Here is a 20748-nt window from a genome sequence, read left to right on the forward strand (position 1 = left end):
GGCTCAAACTGAAAAGGTGATCTGCCTCAGAAATCCTCGACCGGCGGCAGATGCTGCGCGATGGCGGGCAATTTCCCCGGCAGGAGCGCATCCGTGATGCGCAAACAAAGACGCCTGGGCCTTGCCAGAAGGTCCAGCAGATGCCGCCGGCGCATTGCCTTGAGATCCGCCTCGGTTCTGTCCCGCCCCATCACCTTCCTGTAGATGCGCTCGTGGTTGCGCCGGTCCTCGGAAGCATGGCGCTGACTGCCGGTGATACTTTCCCCATAAAGGACAAAGGCCGACCAAAAGCCCGGAACATGCGCAAACCGCATGCCGGCCAGCGCCATATCAACCAGGATTTCGCCATCCCAGCAGGTCCGGTTCGCGGCATTGAAACCGCCGGCTTTCCGGAAGCTTCCGGCCTTGTAAAACGTGGACTGCTGAAGCCAGAGCGTGCGGTAATGCACGTAGCGTTCAGCCGTGAAGGCCGGGGTGGCCAGCACGCGGCGGTAAGGCACGCCGCTGATATCGGTGAGATACCCGTCGCCGAAGATGCAGTCGGCCCCGGGGTTGCCGGCGATTGCACTCGCAGCCTGCGCCAATCCCCCGGCAAGAAAAAAATCGTCTGCATTCAGGTAGACGAACCAATCACCAGAGGCGCGGGCAAAGCCTTTGTTCAGGCCATCGGCGGGCCCGTTGTCCGGTTCCCGGATGATTTGCAGGCGGCGGTCTCCGCGCGCCTCATACTCTGCCAGGATCGCAGCGGTGGAATCCGTTGAGCCAGGATCGATCACAATATACTCCAGCTCCACCCCCTGCTGGGATAAGACGGATTCCATGCAACGGCGCAGGAACCGGCCCTGGTTGAAGGCGTTCGTGACGACAGAGATCTTCATTTATCCCCCCTGCCCCTTCTTAAGTGATTTCAGATGATCGGCGAGAAGCGCGGCGGCAATGACGATGAAAAGCGCAGTCACGCAACGCCGTTCTCCGCCAAAGGGTGAAAACAGCGTATCCCAGAGCAAAGTCGCAATAGCCAGGAACTCGTAGCTCCAGCCTGGCCGGGCTGCGACCGCGCCGGCCAGCAGAGCGCGGAAACCCAGCACCAGAACCGATGCCCAAAACAGCCCTGCAAGAACGCCGTGCTGCACCCATGTCCCCAGCAGGATCGAGTGGCTGGGGATGGTCTCGACCCGGGTGAGATATTCGGCATTCCAGTTCACATAGGCGCCCTGCGCCTGGAGGAGCTGATAAAGCAAATAGCGGTACTGGGGCTTTTCAGCCCAGGAGCCATGCCCAAGCAGCGGGCTTTCCGAAATTGCCCGAAGGGACACGATGCTCTCTGGCCGCCCGCCGAAAAAAATGCTCCGCCCGCCTGCCGTCTGCGCCAGATACTTGTTGAGCATTTCCTGCCCGAGAACGCCTGTCTTGACGATTTCACCGAAAACGGCCTCGCCTGCGATCATGCCGCCGAACAGCAGCATGATGACCAGGCTGATCGCGAAAACCCTGTCGCGGGGCCTGCTGAAATGCAGGGTGAATGCGCTGAGGGCACCGGACAGGAAGGTCAGAAGGAAAAGAGACCGCGCGCCTAGGAAGAGATGCAGAGGCGCGGCGGCCATCAGCCAGAACCCCGTTTTACGGCGCCCCAGGCCAGCAACCCGCAACGCCAGAAGGAACAGCAGCGTAACCGAAAGCCCGGCCCCGAATTTCCATTGCAAACCGAAGAACGCGCCTCGGGCATTGCCGGTAAAGGACGTCAGCAGGGCGGCCGCGCCCACCCCGATCATTGCATAGAACAGCCGGTCGCGGCGGCCATCCACCAGAGTGAAGAACACAACCAGGTATATTCCGAACAGGCCTACCAACGCCCATCCCTTGGCCATGTTGGCAACCGGGGATTGATTGACAATGTCTGACAAGACCATGCCGGCAACCCAGAGCGCATAAAATATCAGAACCGGGCGCAGATAGGCTTGCCGCAGATTGATCCTGCCGCGCGCGAGCAATGCGGCGAACAGCGCGGCCGCCAGGAAATCCGACACCATCAGCTGACCGACGGCATTGAAGCGGAACGCCGTCAGGGCCGGCAGGAGAAACAACAGTATATTCACCGGCGCAAAGACACTGCGCGGTACAACCCAACGGCGGTGCGGGCGCGGAAAGGCCGCACTCATTTGCTTTTCCTCGACGCTAATTTCCGCACAACGTAGCGAAGCTCCAGAATTGGCGGGGTTGTCAGATCCCGGATGAACTGCCCCATGCTTGCCCCCAGCACAGCTTGGTTGCAACGCAGCGTCAGCACGCACATGCCGGCATGAACAAGGACCAACGCACAGGCGGCGCCAATGAGCCCCCACTGGTGCGACAGAGCAAAGGCCGCGCCGGTCCCGAACAGGCTCAGCAGGAAAAACCCCCAGGCCAGGGGGCGGTGCTGGTTCGTTCCCAAACGCGCGGCCGAGGGCACGCGCCAGATCCCTTCAAGGATTGTTGCAAGCAGCAGCGGCGCGAACAGAAACGGCAGAAAGCCTATCTGGCCATGTGTCCACGCTGAAAAAATCACGGGGCCGGCAATCATGAGGAATGCTGCGGCAGCAAGGGAGGTCCAGAACGTCAGACGGGAAACGACACTGACGAGCCGCCGAAGCTGTTCCCGGTTCTCGGCCCCTTGCAGCAGGCCTGCTTCCGCTATCAGCGGCTGCACCCCAAGGCGGACAATCTGAAACGTAAGGCGTGTCAGGGTCCGGTGGGTAGAAAAAACCGCAACCAGGACAGCTCCCATCGTTACCCCCACGATGATAACCATGCCCTGCAGCACAATCGCCTCCGCCAGCGGGATCAGGGTGAATTCGGCCCCCAGGCCCAGATATTTTGCCATCTTTTCGGCGGGCCGCCTGAGCAAACGCACCCGCGGGGTGAGGCCGTTGAGATGGGACAAAAGCGCCAAAGCAGAGACTTCCAGCATCCGCACAGCAACGGTCAAGGCCGCGACCTCCAGCGGTCCGGCTTCAACCAGGCTGACAGCCAGAGCAATTGCCCCTATCCGGATGAAGGCGGCGACGGCGCGGACCAGGAAAGCGGAATGCACATTGCGGCAGGCGCGCAGCCCGGCCTGGAATACCAGACCGTTTTGATTGAGAAGCACATTCCAGGTCAGGAGTGCGAAGATGGAGCCCGCCTCAAACTGTGTCATGTGCGACAGCCCGAGCCAGCTTGACAGAGGCACGAGAAAGGCGCCGCATCCCAATAGCACGGACAGCAGAAGCGACCATCGTGCAAAGGCGGACAGGAAGTCGCTGTAAAAGGACTTTGCTGCGGCGCTGATACCGTTTGCGCTCCGGCGGGCCAGTTCGTTTGACGATGCTGTGACGAACCCGAAATCGGAGAGCGACAGATAGATGGGAACGGCGGCGACCAGCAGCCATTCGCCGTAGAGAGAGGCAGACCAGGAGGCCAGAAGTATTGGCACCATAAGCAGTTGTTCTGCCACCCGGGCAAGAAGACCCACGCCGTTGGCCGCGCTGCCAAGGATGATGCGCTTGCTGGTACGGTCCGCCATCACATGAAACCCCCGCAATGCCTGGACAGAACAGGCCCGCAATCACGCAATCCCGGCTGCGGCAGGCCCGCACCGCGGAAACTCCCTGCCCGAGAGGGGCATCCAGCCCGCAACAGCGGCCCTTGAGATGCAAAATGCCTTTGCAGGATCATGGCTCCCCCCGCCTTGCGGGCTGACCGGGCAGTGGAACGCCGCTTTCGGGGACGCGGGCGCCAGGGAGTGTCACGGCACGGCATCATAGCTGCTCTGATCACAAAGAAGACGGGTGTAGAGCGCGTTGGCCTGCTCCAGCAACCCAGGATCGAAGTTATACTCGATTGCATCCTGCGCTCTGCTTTTGGCCTCCGACGGGCGCGCGATGCGGCGCTCCGCCACCTTATGGGTGCGGCGCGCAATCTCCTCAATTTCCGCGTAGACGGCTGCAACATTCTCCTCTGAATGATCGAAGCAGGCAAAGTCCGTTTTGAACGCCGCATTGAATTCTGAAGTCACGGCTCCGAAGTCGGAAACCACTCTCCTGAAATCGGCAATGTAGATATGGTTTTGAAGCGGGAGCATCCGCCGGTAGAAAGAGATCCAAAGGCGCAAGGCCTTGTTCTCGTCTGCTCCCTCGTAGAAAACGCAGTAGCTCCGCACCGCGCTTTCCGGGGCACGGATCAGCACCATTGTCGGCAGGCCGCGCCGGACGCCGGCGACAATTTGCGCTTCAGCATGCAGGTGATGCGCCAGCTTGACCGACCTGTTTCCGGCGGCTCGAAAGGCAACCACTGAAAAAGTATTGGCCGAGCGCGGAAATCCTTCGATCACAACTTCCGTCTCCGGGCCAATGAGCAGGCCGCGCGCGCGCTTCGGACCGAAATGGCGAAAGACGGGAGCAAACAGAGCAGGGTATGGTTTGATTGCATCCTTGATCAGGGCCCGGAAACTGCTGCGCCCGGTGTCCCTTCCGGAAGGCCGGCGGCCTGGTTTCTCCTGTCGCATTTCCCTCTCTGCTCCTCCCTCGAAAGATCCGGACGGCTGCTCAAGCATCAGTCCGCAATCGCATTGACCGGCGCGGTGATCAGCGAGGGGGTGATCTGGTCGATGGTGCGGCCCCAGCGGGTCACCGGGTTCTCGGCCACGAACACGACATCGCCGGGGCGCAGCTCGAACCGGGCCGCCAGCGGCAGATGCGCGGCGTTGCGCACGTCCAGGTGCCAGGCGGTCACCGCGCCGAACTCGCGGATATCCTCCGAGGCGCGCAGCACATAGACTTCCGAGGCGTCGCCGGTCTCCTTGGCGATGCCGCCGCCGGTGTCGAACAGCGCATCCGCCAGCGTCGCCTTGCGCCCGAACGGCAGCGTGTAGCGGCCCTGGGTGCGGACCTCGCCGCTGAGGTAGACGTAATCCCGCTCCACCGCGTCCAGCTCCACCGCCTGGGTGAAGTTTTCCCGCCGCTCATCAAGGTCGGCGCGGCGCAGCGTCAGCGCCGCGGTCAGCTCGTCGATTGCGGCGCGGCGGCCGGCCAGGGTGGTCTGCTGCAGCTGGATCTGCTGGGCGAAATAGCGCTCGGCGCGGCCAAGGTCGTAATCGGTGTCCACAAACACCGAGTCATCCGCCAGCAGGGTGAGGCGCTGCAGCTCGGAGCGGGCATAGAGATCCTCGAGCGGGATCTGGTACATGGCGCCATCGCGGTAGATCCTGACCGAGCTGGTATCGATATCCCCCACCGAGACCGAGCCCGCCGCCGCCAGCGCCTCGCCCAGGGTGAGCGGCGTCAGGGTGATGGGATAGACGCCGGGCTTGCCCACGGCGCCGCCGACCGAGACCCGGCGGGAATTGAACTCGGCAACCTCGAGGCTGAAGGTCGGATCGATCTGGCTTTCCACCAGCCGCTGGAACAGCAGCGCCTCGGCTTCATCCACGGTGAGCCCCGCGATGCGCACCCGGCCCACGTCCGGGATGTTGATCGAGCCGTCATCCTGCACCGTGTAGCCGTTGCGGCTGTTCTGCGCCGCCAGCAGCCCCGACAGCTCGGCCACGGTGCCTTGCGTCGACGGCGTGGACAGCACCACCACATCGCCGGTGCCGATGGTATAGGGGCCGGGATCGGCACTGGGCGGCGGGTCCAGCCGCAGCCCCTGGCGGCCGCCGTCCTGGGTCGAGGGCGCCTCGGGCAGGGTGCCCAGCCCCCGCGGGCTGGCGCCGGCGCCGGAGCCTGCGGAGACCTGGAACACGGCCGGAAGCGCCTTGGGCTGATAGGCGGCGCGGTTGGCCACCAGCACGGTTTCCGGCGTCATCGCCACCACCCGGACCTTGCCGGTGTCGGACACGCCGGCCTTGACCGCGGGGCTGCGGTAGATCGTGGAGCAGCCGGCGGCCAGTGCAGCCAGGGCCAGGGCGCTGAGGGCGATGGAAATGCGGCGCACGGTGCGTCCTCCAATAAGCTTAACGTCAAATATCATCCGGCACCGCCTTCATGAACAGGTTGCCAAGGAAGCCGCCGGTCCACTGCGAGGATTGCACGACCGCGGGGGCGCCCTGCCGTATCCAATAGGTATTTGTGAAGCTTTCCGCCACCCCGTGGCAGCGCTCCTCCAGCTTCTGCACCGGCACCGGCACCCCGCGCAGGAAGACCTCCTCCGGCCCGAGGCGCGCCACCTCGCACCTGTAGGCGTGCAGCTCGATCTGGTCGTTGCCGTTCAGGAAGCTGTGGAACCGCTCCGCCCTGCCCGCCTGCCCGGCCAGCACCAGAGCCGCGCTTTGCTGCACATCGGAGGCCGCCAGGCCGGAGCCGAAGCCCTTGGCCGAGGTCAGGAACCCCTGTTTGAGGGTGATGGTGGCGCCATCGGCGGTGAGCCAGGTCTGCACGCCCGCGCGCTCGGTCTCCAGGAGCATGACGCCGCTCAGATCGCGGCTCGGGAACCCCACCTCCAGCCGCGGCGGGATCGGCCGGATGGAGGCCAGCGCCGAGGCGCGCGGGTGGAACCGGAGCGCCTCGGGCTGCAGCGCGCCGCGCAGCAGATCAAGCTCGTCCTGCGCCTCGCCGCAGGAGAGGAGCAGCAGGGTGAGCAGGGCGGTGCAGAGCCGTTTCATCGCATGAACCTCCCCCATCCCCTGACCAGCTGCTGGGCGCGCGCCTCGCGGGTGACGCCATAAAGCCGGTTGCGCACGTTGAGCCGGGCGCCGCCATCGCGCAGCACCGGCCTGATCACCTGCGCCAGCCGGTCGCGCGACGGGCGGCCGGTCAGCCAGGACACCGGAATCTCCAGCCGGATCCCCTTGTCGAAGGAGCCCTCGCCGAAATCGCTGAACCCCACCGAGGTCAGGGTGAAGAAGGCGCCGACCTTGAAGCCGTTGGCAAATTCCCGGTCCAGCGTGAACGTGGCGCCGTAATCGCCGGCCAGGTAGCGGCCCGCGTCCGCCTGGATGTGATACTCCCCCGGCAGATCGTAATAGGCAGAGACATGGCCGGTGGCGGTGGCATAGTCCTGGAAGCCGAACAGCACATCGAAATCGCGCTGCCGCACATAGTTCAGCTCCGCTCCCAGCGCCAGGCGGCTGTTGACCGGGAACCACAGCAGTTCTGCCGACAGGCCGCCGTACATGGTTTCCAGATAGCCCGCCGTGGTGCGGGCATAGAGGTCCGCTCCCGGCCGCCAGATGTATTCGGCGGTCAGATGCTCGATCCTCAGGTCGGATTCCTGCGCGTAAAGCCCCCAGTCCGAGCGCACCCGCTGGATCACCGAATTCGACTGGCGCTCGCCCTCATCCAGGGTGCCTGCCAGCGGCTGGCGCAGCCCGGCGGACAGGGTCAGCCCGGGGGCAGCCGTGTAATCGAGCCCCAGCTGGGCGCCGACCTCGTAGCGGAAGGGCGCGTCCGGGTCGAAGAAGGATGCCTGCAGATAGGGGCCGAACCGGTAGCGGAAATGCGGATAGGCGCCGGCGGCGGTTCCGCCGCCGGCCAGCGCCAGGCTGTCGGAGACCTCGGCGCGGGCAAAGCTGCGCCAGGCGCCGTCGGGATCATGCTCCAGCTCATAGAGATCCTGGCGGCGGATCCGCACCGCGCTGAGCGGCACCCCGTTTGCCATCAGCGCAATGTCGAAATCCTGCGTTCCGGCGGGCTGGGTATTGGCCAGCACCCGCGCGGTGCGGCCGATGGCCTGGGCGGCCTGGCCGTAGCGGGCGTTTTCCACCCCGATGCGCAAGGCCTGCCCCGCGTCTTCCAGGTAGACCAGCCGCAGCCCCTCCTGCGCGAGGGCCTGCGCCAGCACCTGCCGGCGGCGGTCCGCGGGGGCGTCCGGAGGCAGGTTCCAGCTGGCCAGCGCCACCTGGTCAGCCGGCAGCAAGGGCGGCGGCGCCGCCCCCTGCCCGCCCGGCGCCACGCTCTGGCGCGGGTCGATGAAATAGCTGTAGGTGAAGCCTATGGTGCTGCCGTACATATAGGAAGCGCCCAGCTGCGTCCCGTTCTCAAACCTGTACTGCAGTCCGAAGTTGAACGGGGAATTGACGTCAAAACCAGACCTGAAGACTTCCTGGGCATAAAGGTCCGGGGAATACTCGGCCATGAAGGTCCACCGGCTGTTGTGCTGCCAGCTCGCCCCGGCAAAGAATGCAGCGTCGCCTCGGAACCAGTTTCCGAAATCCAGCTGGCCGGTCTCGGCAATGCCGCCTGCCCCGGACGCTTCCCGTGTTTTGAACCTGCCGGAAATCAGGCCCAGCGGGTTCGAAAAACTGCCGCGCCCGGCCATACGCCCCCAGCCGATACCGCCCGAGAGCTTCAACCGGCCTCCAATGGTCTTGGTCGCGACAACATACTCGGCCGCGTTCACCCCGGTGCCGCCGAAGTCGCGCAAACCCAGGGCGATTGCGGGCCCGCCTTTGGTTTCCTCCCGCAGCAGGAAATGGATATCGAAGCTGCGGTCATAAAGCGTTCTGCCAGCACCGGTCTCACTGCGCAGATAATCCTCGATTGCTCCGTAGCGGAAACTTCCATGCGCCCAAGGGAGCATCTGGAAGGTCATCGTGGTGCGCAAGGTTCTGTCGAACACCCCCGCCGAAAAAGCCAGGGTGCCATCTTCAAACATCTCTGCTGTCGGGATTTCGATCAGGCCCGGGGTGCCGTAGGTGGAAACCGTCTGCGCCTGCGCCAATGCCGGGAGGGCAGCAATCGCCGCCGCCAAAAGCTTGTACCGTCCCTGTGACATCGGTTTCTTCACAACGTTTGAAAAATGACTTGAGCCCGGCCACCCCTTATCCGTTTTCCGGCGGTCTGTCCTGCCAGCCGGTAAAAAGGCTGGAAATGTCTCTCTCTTGTGGCGAATCTGCCTGTCTCTTTCCGTTTTTGAAGCGGCAGCGCACCCCTCTCCGGAGCGTGGCGGCAGCGGCGGCAGCGGATCCGCCTTGCGGCAGCCGCGCTCCAGGCGGAACGCGGCTGGAAACGCTGTTTTTCCGGCAGGCGGATGCAGCTTTGCAGCGGTGCGGCATTCTCAGAACCGGCCGGGCATGATAGTTTGGCCCCGAATAGGTTTAGGAGATTAACGATGATCCGGATGACCCTTTTGGCGCTGGCCCTGTCCGCAACCGGCGTTGCCGCCCAGACCGCCGCCTCCGCAAACGGTCAGGATGACTGCGAAGAAAACCAGGCCAATCACGAAGAAAAAGACGAGTGCATTGCCGCCCTGCTGGACGCAGGAGAAGCCGCCGCCGCTGCGGAAGCGGAAGGCGTCACCGGCTTTGTGCCGCTGGTGGCACCGGCGCTGGGGGCCGCTGCTGCAGCGGCAGGGCTTGCAGCCGCGGCGGGCGGCGGTTCGACCCCTTCCACCACAAGCACCGTCAGCACCAACTGACCCGGCCAAGGGCCGCGGGCCCGGTCAGGACCAAAGGACAACGGCGCGTCCCAAGCGGGGCGCGCCGTTTCTGCAGGCGCCAGCCGGGCCTTGCACCTCAGCTGACGTAGTATTTCGAGCCGTAGTTGCCGTAACTGTAACCGTACTGCTTCATCTTGCGGGTGTTGATCTGGCTCAGGATCATCCCGGTCAGGCGCTGGTTGTCGGTCCGGAACAGCCGCAGGGTTTCCGCCAGATCCTGCTCGGCGGTGCCGTCCCATTTCACCGCCAGCAGCACCGCATCGGCGCTGCGGGCGATCAGCCGCGCATCCGACACCGCCAGCACAGGCGGGGTGTCGATCAGGATCACGTCATAACGCTGCCGCATCGCGTCCAGCAGCTCCCGGAACCGCTCCGAGGCAAACAGGTCGGCGGCATTGGCCGAGGTCTTTTCCCCCGCCAGGATATCGCAGCCCAGGAGCGGGTCCTGGAAGATGGCGTCCTCTGCCGGGATATCTCCTGCCAGGACAGAGACAATGCCCTGCGGCGGCACCTGGCTCAGCTGGGCGGTCAGGGTCCGGCGCCGGATGTCGCCCTCGACCAGCAGCACCTTCTTGCCGATGCCGGTGAAGTTCTGCGCCAGCGCCAGCGCGTTGGTGGTCTTGCCCTCCCCCGGCAGCGAGGAGGTCATCACCACCACCTGCGGCGGCTGGTCGACATTGGACAGCATCAGCGAGGTGCGCAGGTTGCGCACCGCTTCCGCCGTTGCCGAAGACGGCTTGCCGGCCAGATACTCCAGCACCCTGCGGCGGCCGCTGGCCGGAAACACCGGGATCTGCCCCAGCACGCTGCAGCCGGTCTTGCGCTCCAGCTCCCGGGCGGAGCGGAACCCCTGCCGCCGCGCCTCCATCAGCAGCACGGCGGCGGCGCCCAGCAACAGCCCCAGGAGGCCGCTGATGGCAAGGATCAGGGGTCTCCGGGGCGCCGAAGCCCCCCGCGGGATCACCGCCCGCGACAGCAGGCGGCTGTCGGCCTTCTGGATGCCCTCCTGAACAGAGGTCTCCTTCAGGCGGGCAAGGAAATACTCATAAAGCAGCCGCACCGCTTCCGCCTCCCGGCTGAGCTGCTGCAGGGTGATCAGATCGGCGCTCTGCTGAGCGATCTGCGCGCCCAGTTCCGCTTCCGACTGCACCAGTGTCTGCAGCTGCTGCGCGGCGCGGCGGGCCTCCAGCGCGGCGCGCGCCAGCAGCCGCTGGAACGCGGTGTCAAAGGCGGCCCCGCCCGCGGCGGTGCCGGCCTGGCCCAGCAGCCGCTGCAACTGGCGGTCCTGGCTGATCTCCGCCTGCGCCGCCCGGGTCTCTGCGCCGCGCAGCCCGTCATATCGCGCCTGCGCCGCCTCTGCCGCGGTCCCGGCCAGGGCAATGCGCTCGCGCAGATCCTTCAGCTGCACCTCCTGCGCCTGCAGGGCTTCCGGCGAGACCAGCGCGGTGGCGGCGTTGAACTTATTTGCCTTGGCCTCGGCGGTTTCGAGCTCCGCCTGCAGCTCCGCCACCCGGCCGGTCAGCCAGGTTGTCGCCTGTTCGGTGGCCTCGAATTTCACCTCGATCTGATTGAGAATGTAGAGCTCCACGATGGTATCGGCGATCAGCGCCGACTTGCGGGGGGATCCCGTCTCGACCGTGACCTGGAACACCAGTGTCTGCGGCACGCTGCGCACCAATACCCTGCTCTGAAGGGCGGACACGACCCGGTCCCGGATCAGCTGCTGCACCAGTTCCTCAGGCATTTCCACGGGCGGGCGCTGCAGCCCCAGCAGCGACTTGATCCCCGACTTCACCGTCCAGACCAGCGTTCCGAGGGCGGAGGGTTCGGCCAATGCGCCGTTGAATTCCGGATCCTCCATCAGGTTGAGCTTGTCCACCACCTTGCTCATCAGCCCGCGCGACCGCAGCACCTCCAGCTCTGAATTGACCTCGGCGTAATCGCCCGACAGCCCGCTGGCGACGCTTTGCAGATCAACCACCCTTTGCTGCTTGGTTTCCAGCATCACCACGGCGCTGGAGGTATAGACCGGCACCGCGACGGCAAAGGCATACACTCCGCCGATGAAAATGGCCGCCAGGGTTGCCAGCGCCATGATCCACTTGCCGCGCCACAGGGTGGCGGCCAGGGCGCCCAGATCGATGACATCGTCATCCTGCGCTTCCGCGGGCGCCGGGCGCTGGACCGGGAAAGAGGCTTCATTCAAAGGCGTTTGTTTCATGGCTACCCGATTACCGTCGTTAATGAAGCGCGCCTGCCGAACGCATCATATTCCGCATACACGGGGCAGCCTTCAGAAGAAAGGCCTGCGGCCCGGCGCCGGGGGTCAGCAGCCGGTCCTGCGCAGGACGGCGGCCCCGGTCCGGGCAATGATCCAGAGATCGCGGGAGAAGCTGCGCCGGGCCAGATAGGCCGTATCCAGCGCCACCCGTTCGTCATAGCTGACAGCATTGCGGCCCGAGACCTGCCACAGCCCGGTGATCCCCGGCGTCTGGGCCCGGTAGGCGGCGGCGGCGCTGCCGTATCTGGCCAGCTCCGCGGCAACGACGGGGCGCGGACCGACAAAGCTCATCTCGCCCTTCAGCACGTTCCAGATCTGCGGCAGCTCATCCAGGCTGGTCTTGCGCAGGACATGGCCCAGGCGGCTGATGCGCGGGTCGTTGGCCAGCTTGTGGCCGCGGGCCCATTCCGCCGCCGCCTCGGGGCTGGAGGCCAGATGCGCCTGCAACTGCGCTTCGGCATCCGCCACCATGCTGCGGATCTTCCAGCAGGTGAACCGCCTGCCGTCCCGCCCCACCCGGGTATGGCCGAAGAAACCCGGCCCGCCGTCATGGCGCGCGACAGCCCATAACAGCAGGATCACCGGCGCCAGAACCGGCAGCAGCAGCAGCGCCAGCCCGAGATCGAACAGCCGCTTTCCCGCCCGGCCATAAAAGCCGGAACGCATCCGGCACAGGGGCAGGCTGGCGGCGGCGCCATCCATGGCAGAGGCGGTGAAGGCAAGATCATGCATCGTCAGCCCCCTGAGATTCAGTGCGTTTCAGCAGGGGGCCACACTTTTTATGAGCGCAATGCATCATGGATACACCCAAATCTAAATAAAACTTGAGTAATGTTTTCCAAACTTTTGCGGCAGAAAAATGGCAGCGCCGGGAAGCCCTCTGCCCTGACCCTGCGTCAGGCCGCCACCCCCTGCCCTGCCTTCGCTCTCAGCCTTCGCCGCTCAGCTCCAGCACCCGCGCATGGCGCACCGCGGTGCGGCGCAGGATCCCGTCGCGCAGCGCATGGGCCAGGAGCCGCAGGAAGACGCGGCGCGCGCCCGGGTGCTGGCGCGCCTTCGTCAGCCATTTCGGCACGATCACCAGGAGCACCGGCCAGAACAGCCAGCCCGCCGCCATCCGGTACAAGAGCAACAGGTTGCGGTGGTAGTAATAGGCCTTCCACAGCGGCACGAAGCGGCCGCGCTGCGCCGCATCCGCCTTTTGCGGGTCCGCGCCCCCGGCCCGGAAGGTCGACAGGTCATGCTCGAAGCGCACCGAGGGCTCAAAGCCGATGCGGCCGCCCGCCTTGGTCAGCCCCAGGGTATAGAGCCCGTCATCGCCGTAGATGAACAGCTCCGGGTCCGGGTAGCCGGTGCGCCGCACCGCGTCTGCGGAGATGAAGAAGCCCACGAAAGAGGTGACATCGATCTGCATCCCCGGCCCCTCGTAATCCGAAGGCTGCACGTGAAAGCCGGAGCGGCCGCCCCCGAACAGGGTGCGCAGGAACTCGCGGGCATGCCAGAACGGGTTGCGCGAGGGCCGGTTCATCTCGCAGATGCGGCCGTCGGGGAAATAGACCGCCGCCGCCACCGCATCCCAGCCGCCGCCGGTTTCCCGGTCCGCCTGCCGGTGCATGGCCAGCGCGCGGAAGGCCGCCAGCCCGCCCGGCGCCGGCCGCCCGTCGTCATCCATCACCACCAGCCAGTCCGGGCCATGCGCCTCCATCGCCCGGCGCATGCCCATCTCGAACCCGCCGGCGCCGCCGCGGTTTTCCGCACTGCTGCAGATGTCGAGCCGCGGATCGGCCTGCGCCGCCAGCCAGGCGCCGGTGCCGTCGGAGGAGGCATTGTCGGCCACCACCACCGCCGCGAGCTCATGCGCGGGGCTCTCCAGCAGCCGCGCCAGCGTCGCCTTGAGCTTGTCCAGCCGGTTGTGGGTCACCACCACCGCCACCAGCCGGCCCGCCCCCTGCCCGGCCCCATGTCCGGTGCCCGCCGGTTCTGCCGCAGCTGTGCCGATTGCCTGTGCTGTGTTCACCCGGGGCTCCTTGCCTGTCTGATGGAATCTGATGCGGCCTGCGCCGCTCCGAAAGCTCATAAATCCCGGCCCCTGTCAAATCCATTGCCGCGGCAAAGGGTTTGACAGGGCGGCAGGAAGCCGCCACCTAAAGGGCATGCAGACAGCTCTCATCACCGGCTCGGCCGGCTTCATCGGATATCACCTGGCAGCGCGGCTGCTGGCGGCAGGCTGGCGGGTCATCGGGCTGGACTGCCTGTCGCCCTATTACGACGTGGCGCTGAAGGAGCGCCGCCACGGCATGCTGGCGCAGACCCCGGGCTTCACCCCGGTGATCGGCAAGCTGGAGGACCCGGGGCTGCTGATGCAGCTGTTCGAGGCGCACCAGCCGGATGCGGTGATCCACCTGGCCGCCCAGGCCGGGGTGCGCCATTCGATCGACGCGCCGCGCGACTATCTGGAGGCCAATCTGATCGGCACCTTCGAGCTGCTGGAAGCGGCCCGCGCGCATCCGCCGCAGCACCTGCTGATGGCCTCCACCTCCTCGGCCTACGGCGCCAGCACCGAGATGCCGTTCGGGGAGCGCCAGCAGGCCGACCACCAGATGTCCTTTTATGCCGCCACCAAGAAGGCCAACGAGTCGATGGCGCATTCCTATGCCCATCTCTACGGGCTTCCCACCACCATGTTCCGCTTCTTCACTGTCTACGGCCCCTGGGGGCGGCCCGACATGGCGCTGTTCAAATTCACCAGGGCGATGCTGGCGGGGGAGCCCATCGACGTCTACAACCACGGCCGGATGAGCCGCGATTTCACCTATATCGACGATCTGGTCAGCGGCATCACCGGCCTTATCGCCGCGGTGCCGGGCACGGAGCCGGTCTCGGACCAGGACAGCCTCAGCCCGGTGGCGCCGTTCCGGGTGGTCAATATCGGCGCCAGCAAGCCGACCCCGCTGATGGAGTACATCGCCGCGCTGGAGGCGGCGCTGGGGTGCGATGCGCAGAAGAACATGATGGAGATGCAGGCCGGCGACGTGCCTGCCACCTGGGCCGACACCCGCCTGCTGACCGAGCTCACCGGCTATCAGCCGCAGGTCGGCGTCACCGAGGGCGTGGCCCGGTTTGCCGCCTGGTACCGGGAGTATTACCGCATCTGAGCCGCCGCCCGGCCCCTGGTCCGGAAGGCCCGAATAGGTCAGCATGGTTGACCAAATGTTTCGCGCGCGAAACATTTGGTCCGGACCGGACCCATCTCTGCGCCGCGGTCGGCGGCGCCAAAATTCCGGTTTCCGCCCTGTCCGGCTGCGTATATGTCTCTATCTGAACAACACCACCTGCGGCGCAAAGCCAGGTGGACCAGGAACGGAAAAAGGGCATCCCATGCGTATTGCGATGATTGGCACCGGCTATGTCGGACTGGTATCCGGCGTCTGTTTTTCGGATTTCGGCCATGACGTGATCTGCGTCGACAAGGACGAAAGCAAGATCACCCGGCTGAACAACGGCGAGGTGCCGATCTACGAGCCCGGCCTCGACCAGCTGATGGAAAAGAACGTGAAGGCGGGGCGGCTCAGCTTCACCGCCGATCTGGCAGCAGCGGTGGACGGGGCTGACGCGGTGTTCATCGCGGTCGGCACCCCGACCCGGCGCGGCGACGGCCATGCCGATCTGACCTATGTGATGGCCGCAGCCGAGGAGATCGCCGGAGCGCTGACTGCCTACGCGGTGGTGGTGACCAAATCCACCGTGCCGGTGGGCACCAACCGCAAGGTGCAGGAGGTGATCGCCAAGGCCAACCCAAGCGCCGATTTCGATGTCGCCTCCAACCCGGAGTTCCTGCGCGAAGGCGCCGCGATCGAGGATTTCATGAAACCCGACCGGGTGGTGGTCGGCGTCCAGACCGAGCGCGCCGCCGAAGTGATGTCGGAGATCTACCGCCCGCTGTACCTGCGCGACTTCCCGATCCTGTCCACTGACCTGGAATCGGCGGAGATGATCAAATACGCGGCCAATGCCTTCCTCGCCGCCAAGATCACCTTCATCAACGAGATCGCGGGCCTGTGCGAGCGGGTCGGCGCCGACGTCAAGGAAGTGTCCCGCGGCATCGGCTTTGACGGCCGCATCGGCAACAAGTTCCTGCACGCGGGCCCCGGCTACGGCGGCTCCTGCTTCCCCAAGGACACCGCGGCGCTGGCGCGGATCGGCCAGGACCATGCCTTCCCGATGCGGATCACCGAAACCGTGATGCAGGTGAACAACGAGGTGAAGGCGCGGATGGTGGAGAAGCTGCGCGATGCCTGCGGCGGCTCCTTCAACGGCCGCACAGTGGCGGTGCTCGGCGTCACCTTCAAGCCCAACACCGACGACATGCGCGACGCCCCCAGCCTGACCATCGTGCCGGCCCTGATCGGCGGCGGCGCCAGGGTGCGGGTGGTGGACCCGCAGGGCCGCGCCGAGGGCGAGGCGCTCCTGCCCGGCGCCGCCTGGGTGGAGGACCCCTATGAGGCGGCGCAGGGTGCAGACCTGATCGTGCTGCTGACCGAGTGGAACGAGTTCCGCGCCCTGGACCTGAAGAAGCTGGCCGGGACCATGGCGCAGCCGCGGATGGCGGACCTGCGCAACGTCTATTCGCCCGAGAGCGCCAAACAGGCCGGGTTCGAGACCTATACGGCCGTGGGGCGGGGCGCCTGAGCGCCGCCTGCGGCGCAGGTTTTGAGATAGGTCCGGACCGGACCGAATGTTTCGCGCGCGAAACATTCGGTCAGACAGGCTGACCTAATATCAGCTCTAACAAGGCAAGAAAAAAGGGCGCGGTCTCCGCGCCCTTTTCCGTTTATCAGGCTCCGATCAGAGCTTTTTCAGCCAGGCCTGCAACGCCTCCACCAGCGCGGCGCTGACGCCCGGGCCGCTGATTTCGATCTTCTGCTCGCTGGGGGTATAGCCCAGGGCCACCCCCTTGGCCGCGGGCAGGGAGATCCGCTCGCCCGGCATGGCGGCGTCCCAGTCATAGGCGCCGCGCACCCGCGGTCCGCTGACCAGCGGCTGCCCGGACGGCGGAACCGGCGGCTGCTTGGACGGCGGGGGAGGGGGGAGATCAGACTCTAGCCGGGGCTTTTTCTCAGGCTGCTTCTCAGGCCGCGCCTCCACCAGCCGGGCCAGAACCTCCAGCTCAGCCTCGGGGCTGGACCGGTCGGCGGCCTGCAGCGCCTGTGCCGCGCGCTCCGCGAACCCCTCATCCGCCTCGATCTCCCGCACCAGTGCCAGGCCCAGTTTCTCGCTGATCGCGGTGGGGTAGAACAGCACCGCGTCCAGCGCCTCGACCAGGGTGACAAAACTGCCGATCTTGGAGCGCTTGGCGCGGGTCGCGTTGCCGAACAGCGCCTGCAGCGCGTATTTGCGGCGGCTGAAGACGCCCTCCTTATACGCCCGCACGGCAATGCGGGCGCGCTCGTAGTGCGACAGGTTCACCCGGATCTCGTTTTCCTCGACCATCGCCACATAGGCTTCTTCGGCGCTGTCCGGCTTGATCACCAGCGCCTTGAGGGTGGCGTATTTCGGGTCCGAGGTTTCTTCATAGAGCCTGCGAAGCGCGGTCAGGCGGCGCCAGCCGGAGATCAGCCCGTGGGTGCGCCCGCCAAATGTATCCTCCAGCGGCACCACCTCGGCCGGGGTCTGCTGGCCGCGGGCGCGGATCGAGTCGATCAGCGACTGCAGCTCTTCCTCGTCCTGCTCGATGCGGTCGCGCACCAGGTGGTTCTCGTCGATCGCTGCCAGCGGCAGTTCCTCGATCATCAGCCCTTTGGCGCGGGCGTTTTCCAGCACGCCGGACAATTCCTGCAGCGCCGCCTGGGCGGAAGCGTCCGAGGCCACCTGGGCAATCGGCGCGGCCCCTACACTGGACGGCCCGCCAAGCGCGGGTTTGCCGGCGGGGGCGGCTGCCAGGTAATCGGTCTGCGCCGGGGAAAGCCGTTTGCGTTTTGCCATATCCTGTCCTCATGTCTCCGGGCTGCCAGTGTGCCGGAAAGTCCTTGTTAGGGCCTTAGCCGGCCGCGCGCTGTTCCGCCTCTTCCTGCAACACCTCGCGCCGCCAGACGCCGATCAGCAGTTTCTTGAAGGCGGCGTAGGTCTCGTCGAAGGTCTCGCGGCCGCGGGCATAGGTCTCGCGGTTGAAGTCGCGGTAGTCGGCCTCGTAGATGCCGCTGACCTGCTCGCCCGCCTGGCCGATGAGGGCGGTGAAATCCTGTTTGTGGGGGGAGAGCACCCGGCCCATGTAGGCCTGCATCAGCGCCGCCAGCTCACCCTGCTGGGCGCCGTCGTAGCGGGTGATCACCGCGCGCACCGCGTCCCACTCGAAGCTGAGGCCGGGGCGGCCAAGCGCGCGGGCCGCCAGGTTCTCGCCCTCTTCGATGGAGGCGAAGGTGGAGTGCAGCATGTCGAAGAACCGGCCGGTCGAGTCGAACTCCAGGAACGACGCGCCCATCGGCACCAGCAGGATGTCGGCGGCGCTGAGCCCGTTGATCGTCAGGTAGCCAAGCGCCGGGGGGGTGTCGATGAAGATCACATCGTACTGATCCAGCACCCCGTCGGCCTCCAGCCGCTCCGTCAGCGCATCCCACAGCTTCCAGCTGCGCGCCGCCATCCGCCAGACCGGGATCTGGAACTCCGCCCAGTAGAGGTTCAGCTGGGCGCCGATCAGATCGATGTTGGGCCAGTGGGTGTTCTGGATGACGTCCGCCGCGGTCATCTCCATCGCCGCATCCAGCGCCTCGTCCAGCGGCTGCGGGGCGTCGCCGCGGTCGAGCCGGCGCTGGTTCTCCAGCCGCAGATGCTCGCCGTAATGGCGCGCCAGCAGCGGGAAGGCGGTCTGCCATTCATCCTCGACGCGGCCGCCGAAGATCGAGGTCATCGAACCCTGGCTGTCGAGATCGATGACCAGCACCTTGTAGCCGTCGAGCGCCGCCGACATCGCCAGATGCGCCGCGGTCGAGGTCTTGCCGACGCCGCCCTTGAAGTTGGCAACCGCCACCATCTTGGCGGGCAGGCCCGCGGGGCGGTAGGGCTGGTAGTCCTTGGCCTTGGAGCCTTGCGCCGCGAAGAAGGCGCGCAAGGCCAGCACCTCGTCGAGGGTGAACCACTTGGCGCCGCCCTCGGTCTCCGACCGGCCCTGGGGCAGATCGGGGTTGGCTTTCAGCACCCGGCGGAAATGGGCCTGGGCGACCGGGATCAGGTAGCGGGTGATCTCCCAGGTGGAGAACAGGCGCAGCTCCTTGCGGCCTTCCTCGTTCATGCCGCGGCTGGCCAGGTCCGCCCTGCCTTGCGCGCAGGCGGCGGCAATCTCGGCAAAGCCCGCGGTGCTGGTGGGGGCGTCCAGCTCCGCCAGGGCGGCGTCCGGGTCGATGCTGAAATAGGGGGGGAGGCTTGCGTTCGCCTTGTGGATATCTCGCGCCATGAGGATCTGCCTGCTGTCCTTGGGCCCTCCGGCCCTGCCCGTGTGAAATGCTGTTGTTCTGCTGCTCCGCAGCCTGATGTGCTGCCTTTTGGACAGAATACGCAAAAACACCGCACATGGAAGCAAAATGCGCATACCCCCTGCTTTTTCTAAGCAAATCCGGGGGTTGGGAGGGGGCGAAACAGGGCTGTTTCAGGGTCGGCAAAAAAATCTGCCAAGTTAATTATGAGTTATTTATTAGTTACAGGGGGAAGGGTGTGCGCGCAAAGCCCTTTTTTCATTGGCGATCGGGGCGGATTTTGCCGCATGCGCGACTCTGAAACCCCGATGGAATGACTCCGAAACCCCGGCAAAGCGATTCCGAACCCCCGTTGCCGCCGGCTGTGGATAACCTTAGGGTGAGTGTAATCAAAACCACGATAAAACGAGTCGCCGACCGGGGCAGAAGATTCCGGCGGCAGGCAGAGCAGACGGCGGACAGGCAGATGGCAGCAGAGCTGACGGCGGGGGGAGTCCCTCCGGAAGGGCAGGGGGATTTCTTCCTCTGCGATATCTTCGGGGCGATCCCGAAGAACGACCTGGCCTCGATGGAGCATCCGCTGTTCTCCCTGGGCACACGGCCGGACCGGCGCATCCTCAATTACCAGCACAACGGCGCCGAGATCACCGTGACGCCCTCGGTCAAGGGGCTGGCGACAATCCACGACAAGGACATCCTGATCTTCTGCATCAGCCAGCTGATGGCGGCGATCAATGCCGGCCGCCAGGTGAGCCGCACCCTGCACCTGAAGGCGCATGACCTGCTGGTCGCCTGCAACCGGGAAACCTCCGGCGATGCCTACCGGCGGCTGCGCGAGGCCTTCGAGCGGCTGGCGGGCACCCGCATCACCACCAATATCGTCACCGGCGGCGAGGAGGTGACCACCGGCTTCGGCCTGATCGAGAAATGGGAGATCGTGCGCAAGGCCCGCGGCGGCAAGATGGTCAGCGTGGCGGTGACGCTCAGCGACTGGCTGTACCGCGCGGTGCTGTCGAAATCGGTGCTGACGCTCAGCCGCGATTACTTCCGCCTCAGGAAGCCGCTGGAGCGGCGGATCTACGAGCTGGCGCGCAAGCACTGCGGGCGGCAGAACAGCTGGCAGGTCTCGGTGGAAACGCTCCTGAAGAAATCCGGCTCCGCCAGCCCGCGCCGGGTGTTCCGCAAGATGATCCGCGACATGATCGACGCGCAGCCCTTGCCTGATTACGCGCTGGAGGAGCTGGAGGGCGACCTGATCCGGTTTTCCCAGAAGGCTGCAGTGACCGAGGCAGTGCTGAACGCGCCGCAGCTGAAGCCCGCCACCCTGGAGCAGGCCCGCGCGCTGATCCCCGGCGCCGATGCCTATGCGCTGGAGGCGGAGTGGCGCGCTATGTGGGTGCGGTCCGGCGCGCCGCGCCTCAGGGCGCCCGATGCGGCGTTTCTGGGCTGGGTCCGCAAACGCGCCGCGGACTAGGGGCCGCCGAAGCGTCTTTTGTGCAAACGGGCTTTCCACGGAAAGCCCGTTTCAGACTCTGATACCTGCGGAAAGCGCCGCTCAATATAGGTCAGCATGACTGACCAAATGTTTCGCGCGCGAAACATTTGGTCCGG

16 protein-coding genes are annotated in these 20748 nt (G+C 65.7%); 4 read left to right on the forward strand and 12 right to left on the reverse strand.

Annotation, left to right across the window (positions count from 1 at the left end):
• Positions 1 to 26: 26 nt before the first annotated feature.
• The 7 genes from LHL23_RS16425 to LHL23_RS16455 all read right to left on the reverse strand — a co-directional run bounded on the left by LHL23_RS16425 (position 27) and on the right by LHL23_RS16455 (position 8727).
• Positions 27 to 878 (reverse strand): glycosyltransferase family 2 protein, encoded by an 852-nt coding sequence (locus LHL23_RS16425; protein ID WP_226430704.1) that lies wholly within the window; start codon positions 876 to 878, stop codon positions 27 to 29.
• Positions 879 to 2273: an O-antigen ligase family protein gene (locus tag LHL23_RS16430; RefSeq protein ID WP_226430705.1), complete on the reverse strand. Its 1395-nt coding sequence runs from the start codon at positions 2271 to 2273 to the stop codon at positions 879 to 881. It abuts the gene before it with no gap.
• Positions 2156 to 3541 carry a lipopolysaccharide biosynthesis protein gene (locus LHL23_RS16435; protein WP_226430706.1) on the reverse strand — a complete coding sequence of 462 codons (1386 nt, stop codon included), beginning with the start codon at positions 3539 to 3541 and terminating at the stop codon, positions 2156 to 2158. Before LHL23_RS16435 ends, LHL23_RS16430 begins: the two co-directional genes overlap by 118 nt.
• A 222-nt stretch (positions 3542 to 3763) precedes the next feature.
• On the reverse strand, positions 3764 to 4522 hold the full coding sequence (locus tag LHL23_RS16440) for a hypothetical protein (protein WP_226430707.1): 759 nt from the start codon (positions 4520 to 4522) through the stop codon (positions 3764 to 3766).
• 47 nt (positions 4523 to 4569) lie between these two features.
• Positions 4570 to 5985, reverse strand: a complete 1416-nt coding sequence (locus LHL23_RS16445) for a polysaccharide biosynthesis/export family protein (RefSeq protein WP_264181260.1) — start codon at positions 5983 to 5985, stop codon at positions 4570 to 4572.
• The gene (locus LHL23_RS16450) at positions 5975 to 6616 is read right to left on the reverse strand and encodes a YjbF family lipoprotein (protein WP_226430708.1); all 642 of its coding nucleotides are present in this window, start codon (positions 6614 to 6616) and stop codon (positions 5975 to 5977) included. The genes LHL23_RS16445 and LHL23_RS16450 overlap by 11 nt, the downstream gene beginning before the upstream one ends.
• The gene (locus LHL23_RS16455; protein ID WP_226430709.1) at positions 6613 to 8727 is read right to left on the reverse strand and encodes a YjbH domain-containing protein; all 2115 of its coding nucleotides are present in this window, start codon (positions 8725 to 8727) and stop codon (positions 6613 to 6615) included. The genes LHL23_RS16450 and LHL23_RS16455 overlap by 4 nt, the downstream gene beginning before the upstream one ends.
• A gap of 336 nt (positions 8728 to 9063) precedes the next feature.
• Between LHL23_RS16455 and LHL23_RS16460 the strand changes: the two genes are divergently transcribed.
• On the forward strand, positions 9064 to 9369 hold the full coding sequence (locus LHL23_RS16460) for a hypothetical protein (protein ID WP_226430710.1): 306 nt from the start codon (positions 9064 to 9066) through the stop codon (positions 9367 to 9369).
• A gap of 97 nt (positions 9370 to 9466) precedes the next feature.
• Here LHL23_RS16460 and LHL23_RS16465 read toward each other — a convergent pair whose 3' ends face one another.
• From LHL23_RS16465 to LHL23_RS16475, 3 genes are all read right to left on the reverse strand, one after another.
• The gene (locus LHL23_RS16465) at positions 9467 to 11611 is read right to left on the reverse strand and encodes a polysaccharide biosynthesis tyrosine autokinase (protein WP_226430711.1); all 2145 of its coding nucleotides are present in this window, start codon (positions 11609 to 11611) and stop codon (positions 9467 to 9469) included.
• 105 nt (positions 11612 to 11716) lie between these two features.
• A complete protein-coding gene (locus tag LHL23_RS16470; protein ID WP_413229483.1) occupies positions 11717 to 12373 on the reverse strand; it encodes a sugar transferase in 657 nt (218 codons plus the stop codon).
• 226 nt (positions 12374 to 12599) lie between these two features.
• Positions 12600 to 13688: a glycosyltransferase gene (locus LHL23_RS16475; RefSeq protein WP_226430712.1), complete on the reverse strand. Its 1089-nt coding sequence runs from the start codon at positions 13686 to 13688 to the stop codon at positions 12600 to 12602.
• Positions 13689 to 13824: 136 nt separating this feature from the next.
• Here LHL23_RS16475 and LHL23_RS16480 point away from each other — a divergent pair, with 136 nt between their 5' ends.
• Both LHL23_RS16480 and LHL23_RS16485 read left to right on the forward strand, forming a co-directional pair.
• The gene (locus tag LHL23_RS16480) at positions 13825 to 14826 is read left to right on the forward strand and encodes an NAD-dependent epimerase/dehydratase family protein (protein ID WP_226430713.1); all 1002 of its coding nucleotides are present in this window, start codon (positions 13825 to 13827) and stop codon (positions 14824 to 14826) included.
• 223 nt (positions 14827 to 15049) lie between these two features.
• On the forward strand, positions 15050 to 16360 hold the full coding sequence (locus tag LHL23_RS16485) for a UDP-glucose dehydrogenase family protein (RefSeq protein WP_226430714.1): 1311 nt from the start codon (positions 15050 to 15052) through the stop codon (positions 16358 to 16360).
• Positions 16361 to 16516: 156 nt separating this feature from the next.
• On the opposite strand, the gene LHL23_RS16490 is transcribed toward LHL23_RS16485, so the two are convergent.
• Positions 16517 to 17653 carry a ParB/RepB/Spo0J family partition protein gene (locus LHL23_RS16490; protein ID WP_226430715.1) on the reverse strand — a complete coding sequence of 379 codons (1137 nt, stop codon included), beginning with the start codon at positions 17651 to 17653 and terminating at the stop codon, positions 16517 to 16519.
• 55 nt (positions 17654 to 17708) lie between these two features.
• Positions 17709 to 19118, reverse strand: coding sequence for an AAA family ATPase (locus tag LHL23_RS16495; RefSeq protein ID WP_222482086.1), 1410 nt, complete (start codon positions 19116 to 19118; stop codon positions 17709 to 17711).
• Positions 19119 to 19603: 485 nt separating this feature from the next.
• On the opposite strand from LHL23_RS16495, the gene LHL23_RS16500 reads away from it, so the two are divergent.
• Positions 19604 to 20611 (forward strand): replication initiator protein A, encoded by a 1008-nt coding sequence (locus tag LHL23_RS16500; protein WP_226430716.1) that lies wholly within the window; start codon positions 19604 to 19606, stop codon positions 20609 to 20611.
• Positions 20612 to 20748: the final 137 nt, after the last annotated feature.

The organism is Leisingera sp. McT4-56 (assembly GCF_020514995.1).
Taxonomy (GTDB): Bacteria; Pseudomonadota; Alphaproteobacteria; order Rhodobacterales; family Rhodobacteraceae; genus Leisingera; species Leisingera aquaemixtae_A.